Consider the following 5641-nt stretch of genomic DNA (forward strand, 5'->3'; position numbering starts at 1 on the left):
GCACCCCCCGCCGGGGGGGGGGGCGCGGCCCGCCCCCCCCCCCCCGGGGGTGCCCGCCGGTCCAGGCTGCCGGGGACCCGGCGGCTCGACCCGGGCGGAGCCGCCGCGGGGGCCGTCCTGGTCCCCGTCCGGGCGCCGGGCACGGTCGGCGGCCGCACCGGTGGGAGCGGCCGGGAGCGGGGGGCGCGGTGCCGGGGCGGCGGGGGGCGAGGCGGGTGCGGGCGCGGTGGCCTGCGCGCGCGTCCCGGCCGTCGTCGCGGGGGCGGGCGCCGTCCTGCTCGGCGTCACCGCGGGCAGCACCCGGCGCTGGACGGTGCTCGGGGTGGCGGCCCGGGTGAGCGGCGCCGGCGCGGCCGCAGGCCGGGGCCGGACGGGCGCGACCTGCGGGCCCACGGCGCGCTGCACCGAGGGCCCCTGCCACGCGCGGCGGGCGGCCGGGGCGTCGCCCGCCGCGTCCCCCTCGCCGCGTGCCGGGGCGGCCGGGGCCGGGGCCACCGGGGAGAGCGTGGCCCCGGCGGCCGGGTTCGAGCCCAGGGCGAACGACGCCACGTCCTTGATGAGACCGGTCGGCGCGTCGTCCAGGACGGCGTGCGAGAGGGTCCCGGAGAAGGAGTGGTTCTGCCAGGCGGTCAGCGAGCCGGCGAACTCCGCGGACGCGACCGTCTGGCGGGCGGGCGTCAGCATCGCCCGCTGGATCGGCGGCAGGCCGGTCCAGCCGCGTCCCCGGCCGGGGTCGCCGGCGGCGGTGCCCGCACCCGCTCCGGGGGACGCCTCGGGGGCGGGGCCCGGCACCGCGCCGCCCCCGCCCGTGCTCCGCTCGTGCTCCTGACCGTGGCCCGGGGCCTGGTTCCCGCCCTGCCCACGGCCCTTGAACCGGTCGAAGATACCCATCACCGCTCCGTTGCTGCTCGCGTCACCAACGTGGCGATCTGATCGGCGAATCGCCGCCGCTCACGGTGCTCCAGATCCAGAATGTCGTCGAGGTTCCAGTGGAAGTGGTAGGCGATGTACGCGATCTCCTCATGGATCCGGTCGGTCGCGTACGTCACGATTCCCCCAGGCGGCTCCCGCCGAGCTCGACCTCGAAAGGCTGCTCGCAGTGCGGGCAGGACACGCCGGCCCTGGTGTGGCCCTCGGCGTTGACCTGACGGTAGAAGTCCTGCAGGAAGGCGAGGTCGGAGGCGAACATGTTCTCCACCACGCCGTCGTGCATGTGCGCCACGGTTCCCAGCTGGGTGATGACCCGGCCGAGCAGGACCACCGAGAGGTACGCGGGGTTCTCCTGCACCCGCATGTCCCGCAGCGGGATCAGCTCGTCCCGGGCGGTCGCCAGCCGCATGACGCCTTCGCGGTGCACGGTTCCCATGTCGTCCACGTATCCGCGCGGCAGCTCGAACGCGAACTCGGTCCGCAACTGCTGCCGTACGGGCGGTGCTTCCGCCGGGGCGACGGCCGGGGCCGCCACGTCCGCGGGAGCGGACGTGGCGGCAGCGGCGTCGGGGGCGGGCCTGGCAGGTCCGCGGCGCATTATTCAGTGACCAGCTCTTCGTAGACGATCGTGACGGTCTCGGTCATCACGGAGGCCTCGCCGGCCGTCGCGCCCGCGCCCATCACCTTGGTGCACCAGGCGTTGCGCAGGTGCTGCCGGCGGACCGGGTTGAACTGGTAGTCCATGTAGATGATGCTGGCGTTCTTGCGCGCCGAGCCCATGTCGCCGCGGAGCGAGGCGTTGATCCACTCGGTGAACGCGGTGGACTGCTCCATGCCGCGCGTGACGGTGGTCTCGCCGGCCTTCTTCACGCCGGGCATCTTCTTGGTGATCGGCTGGCCGTTCGCCGAGACCTGCTGGTACTCGATGACGTCCTGCTCCATGCCCACCTCGCCGACGGCGTGCAGGTACTCGACCATGACTCCGTCGATCTGGAGGCCGAAGTTGTGGGTAGTGAGGGCGTCACCCTGGGAGAGACTCATGAAAAGCCGTTCCTTCTACTGAGGCTGGGACCTGTGGCTGTACGCGAAGTCGAGCGGTTCGGAAGTGCGGGGCCTACTCCTCCAACTCGCCGCTGCCGCCGGAGAACTGCGCCAGCCGGAAGATCACGAACTCGGCGGGCTTGACCGGCGAGACACCGATCTGGCAGATGACGCGGCCCAGGTCCACCGACTCCGGCGGGTTGGTCTCGGCGTCGCACTTCACGTAGTAGGCGTCCTCCGGAGAGGCTCCGAACAGCGCGCCGCTGCGCCACTCCGTGACCAGGAACGCGGAGATGTTCCGCCGGATCCGGGCCCACAGCGCCTGGTCGTTCGGCTCGAAGACCACCCACTGCGTGCCGTTGAGGATCGACTCCTCCAGGTAGTTGAAGTACCTGCGGACGTTGAGGTAGCGCCAGGCCGGGTCGGAGGAGAGGGTGCGCGCACCCCAGACGCGGATGCCACGGCCGGGGAAGGTGCGGATGCAGTTGACGCCGATCGGGTTGAGCAGGTCCTGCTCACCCCGGGTGATCTGCATCTCCAGGTCGACGGCGCCGCGCACGACCTCGTTGGCGGGGGCCTTGTGCACACCGCGCTCGGAGTCGTTGCGGGCCCAGATGCCGGCGATGTGGCCGCTCGGGGGGACCAGCCGGGTCTGGCCGCCCGCGGGGTCGAAGACCTTGATCCACGGGTAGTAGAGCGCCGCGTACTTGGAGTCGTAGTTGGACGTCTCCTGGCGCCACACCCGGATCTGCCGGGCGTTGAGGCCGGGCGGCGGGTCGATGATCGCCAGCCGGTCGCCCATCAGCTCGCAGTGGGCGATCAGGCCGAGCTGGACGGCCTTCACGGCCTCCAGGTCGATCGCGCCGCGCTGGTAGGCGGCCATCAGGTCGGGGACGGCGACCATCGAGATCTCGTCGACCGCTTCGAGACCGCCGAAGCCGGTGCGGTCGGAGGAGTCACCCAGGTACTCGGCGATGCCGACCGACTCGCCCTCGGGCGCCTCCGGGACCGCGGGGGCCTGTGCGGGGGCGGGGACGTCGAGCGCGACCGTCTGGTTGTCGGGACGGGCGAGCTGCGAGGCCGCCGCCCCCTCCTGGACGGAGATCAGCTTCGAGCGTTCCTTGACCTGCGTGACCACGTAGTTGCGGGCGCTCTTCTTCGCCGAGACGTCGAAGGTCTCGACGGCCTTGGCGCCGTCCTTGACGACCAGGCGGAAACGCTCCGCGGGGCCCTCGCCCTCGGGGTCGGTGACCTCGACGCTGAGGGTGCCGCTCTCGCCCGGCGCGACGGCCGAGACCTTGAACGTGCCCAGCGCCTGGGCCTCACCGGCCGGCAGCGCGGCGGGGGTTCCGCCGCCGGCGACGGCCGAACGGCCGCGCTGTCCGGCGACCTCCTCGGTGCCTTCGCCCGGCGCGCCCGACACGCCGCCGGGGGCTCCGCCGACCCGGACGACGTAGGCGGCCGAGCCGCCGTTGTTGAAGAAGCCGTACACCGAGTGGGCCAGGAAGTAGCCGTCGGTGAACTCGCCGAAGGAGGCGACGTACTGGGTCCAGTTGGTGACCAGCGTCGGCTCGTTCAGGGGGCCGTCGGGCGCCAGCCCGACGAAGGCGGCGACCGAGGTGCCGACACCTTCGATGGGACGAGAGCCGCTGGCCACCTCTTCCACGTACACGCCAGGCGACAGGTAAGACGGCATGCTCTGCTCTCCTCGGGGTACCGATACAAGACCAGATTCACCTTCGCCGGTACGGTGCGCGCCGGTAAACGTCCTCCGGTGCCTCATCAAGGGCACCGAAGATGCCCCCAGGGGCAACGGACGGCGGCTCCGGAGCCCGGTCCCGCGGTGGGCGGTCCTCGCAGCACGGGGCGGGGGCGGCGGCAGGACGCCGCAGCGGGGGCGCGGTGCCGAGGCCTTCCGGCGGAGCCGCGCGCGGGGGGATTCGAGGGCAGCGGGCGTTACCTTTCGGGCAGCGGCCCTACCCGGCGGCCTCTGCCCGGGGCGATCCGGTCCGCAGTAGCGTCCTCGGGGTGACCACCTGGACCTCCCTGGAACCCGCCTCGACCACGGTCGACCCGGGCAGCAGCACCACCGTGCGACTGCGTCTGCGCAACACCGGCGACGTCGTCGACGAGTACCGCTTCGAGGCGGTCGGCGACGTCGCCCCGTACGTCACGGTGGAACCGCCCTCCATCAGACTCTTTCCAGGAACCACGGGGATCGTGGAGCTGACGTTCGCTCCGCCCCGCACCCCGGACGCGACGGCGGGCCCCCACCCGTACGGGGTGCGCATCCTGCCCACCGAGCACCCCGAGGCCACCACGGTCACCGAGGGGAACGTCACCTTCACCACCTTCATGGAGGTGCGGGCGGAGCTGGTCCCGCACACCGTCAAGGGACGCTTCAGGGGCCGGCCCAAGCTGGCCGTGGACAACCTGGGCAACACCGTGCTCACCGCGTCGATCGGCGGCGGTGACAAGGCCAGCGACGACCTCTCGTACGAGATCGTCCCCGCCAACGTCCAGATCCAGCCCGGCCGGGCCGCGTTCGTCGACGCGACCCTGAAGCCCCGGCAGATCACCTGGGTGGGGTCGAAGCAGGAGCGTCCCTACGAACTGGCCGTGCGGCGCTCGGGGTTCGAGCCGCTGAAGGCCAACGGGACGTACGTGCAGCGCAGCATGCTGCCGCTGTGGATGATGACGACGCTGAGCCTGTTGCTCGCGCTCACCATCACCGGCCTGGTGCTCTGGTTCACCTACAAGGCGCCGGTGCGCACCCTCGCGCAGCCGAAGATGGAGCAGGCGGCGGCCACCGCCCTGCCGGAGGAGCCGCCGGAGCAGCCGACCGAGAAGCCCACGCAGGACCCCGAGCCCTCCGAGGAGCCCGACGCCTCGGGCGGTGGCGACGGCGGCGGTGGCGGCGGGGAGCCCGAGAAGGAGGAGGAGCCCGAGCGGGGCCCGCTCCCCCTCACCTCGGAGGACAAGCCGAACCTCTTCGTGGAGTTCGCGCAGGTGCGGCTGGTCGTGGGGGCGGGCGGCTGCAAGCTGACCGAACCGCACACGAAGGGCAAGCTCGACGCCGCGACGGCGAAGGCGCTGAAGTGCTTCCAGCAGTCCAACGACGCGAAGTACGGGGCCTTCAGCAAGCTGGCGGAGACCGACGGCCCCGGAAACCTGGGCCGCAGCACGATGACGGCCCTGATCGCGTCGCACTTCGCCGACGCGAAGACGGTCCCGCTGAAGACGGACGAGGCGAGCCCGGAGGTGCCGTGGGTGCGGAACATGCTGCTCTGGGGCACCCAGTTCCAGATCGACGACGGTGATCTGGAGCTGACGACCAACGCCACCAAGGCCAACATCGAGTACCTGCGGGAGCAGATCCAGCGCAAGGAGAAGCCCTCCAAGGGGCTCATCCTCAGGATCAAGGAGTACCAGAACATCTTCGCGTCCGACCGGACCGGCGTGCTCGACGAGTCGACGCTGAACAAGGCCAAGCTGGGCTGGGTCAAGGACCAGGACGAGCCCGGCACCGTGGTCGCGAAGGACTGGCTCCCGGCGCCGACGGAGTAGGACCGCGCTCCTGTGACATGCCGCGGGCCCGTCCCCCACCGGATCCGGTGGGGGACGGGCCCCCGGCAAGTAAACGGCCGAACAAGACCGGTGGAACACGAAG

The 5641-nt window shown here is 72.0% G+C and carries 5 protein-coding genes and 1 pseudogene; 1 reads left to right on the forward strand and 5 read right to left on the reverse strand.

The genetic code is table 11. The features are described from left to right. The 5 genes and pseudogenes from ABZ172_RS29910 to ABZ172_RS29930 form a co-directional block, all read right to left on the reverse strand. A pseudogene (locus ABZ172_RS29910) lies at window positions 1-891 on the reverse strand (hypothetical protein); the annotation flags it as partial. After that, the gene (locus tag ABZ172_RS29915) at window positions 891-1049 is read right to left on the reverse strand and encodes a DUF6760 family protein (RefSeq protein WP_198959632.1); all 159 of its coding nucleotides are present in this window, start codon (window positions 1047-1049) and stop codon (window positions 891-893) included. The gene ABZ172_RS29915 and the pseudogene ABZ172_RS29910, both read right to left, overlap by 1 nt. Next, window positions 1046-1528, reverse strand: coding sequence for a hypothetical protein (locus ABZ172_RS29920; RefSeq protein ID WP_356888479.1), 483 nt, complete (start codon window positions 1526-1528; stop codon window positions 1046-1048). Before ABZ172_RS29920 ends, ABZ172_RS29915 begins: the two co-directional genes overlap by 4 nt. After that, on the reverse strand, window positions 1528-1971 hold the full coding sequence (locus ABZ172_RS29925) for a phage tail protein (protein WP_356888481.1): 444 nt from the start codon (window positions 1969-1971) through the stop codon (window positions 1528-1530). The genes ABZ172_RS29920 and ABZ172_RS29925 overlap by 1 nt, the downstream gene beginning before the upstream one ends. Before the next feature lie 73 nt (window positions 1972-2044). Continuing rightward, window positions 2045-3667, reverse strand: a complete 1623-nt coding sequence (locus tag ABZ172_RS29930; RefSeq protein ID WP_356888483.1) for a phage tail sheath subtilisin-like domain-containing protein — start codon at window positions 3665-3667, stop codon at window positions 2045-2047. Between the two features lie 332 nt (window positions 3668-3999). On the opposite strand from ABZ172_RS29930, the gene ABZ172_RS29935 reads away from it, so the two are divergent. Next, entirely contained in the window at window positions 4000-5538 is a 1539-nt protein-coding gene (locus ABZ172_RS29935; RefSeq protein WP_356888485.1) for a hypothetical protein, read from the forward strand. Window positions 5539-5641: the final 103 nt, after the last annotated feature.

It is taken from the genome of Streptomyces sp. NPDC006296 (genome assembly GCF_040613235.1).
Classification (GTDB): Bacteria; Actinomycetota; Actinomycetes; order Streptomycetales; family Streptomycetaceae; genus Streptomyces.

Bases quoted from the DNA above. Each gene is read 5' to 3' on its own strand.
- ABZ172_RS29920 (WP_356888479.1), bottom strand. From the start codon at position 1,528: ATGCGCCGCGGACCTGCCAGGCCCGCCCCCGACGCCGCTGCCGCCACG.
- ABZ172_RS29925 (WP_356888481.1), bottom strand. From the start codon at position 1,971: ATGAGTCTCTCCCAGGGTGACGCCCTCACTACCCACAACTTCGGCCTC.
- ABZ172_RS29930 (WP_356888483.1), bottom strand. From the start codon at position 3,667: ATGCCGTCTTACCTGTCGCCTGGCGTGTACGTGGAAGAGGTGGCCAGC.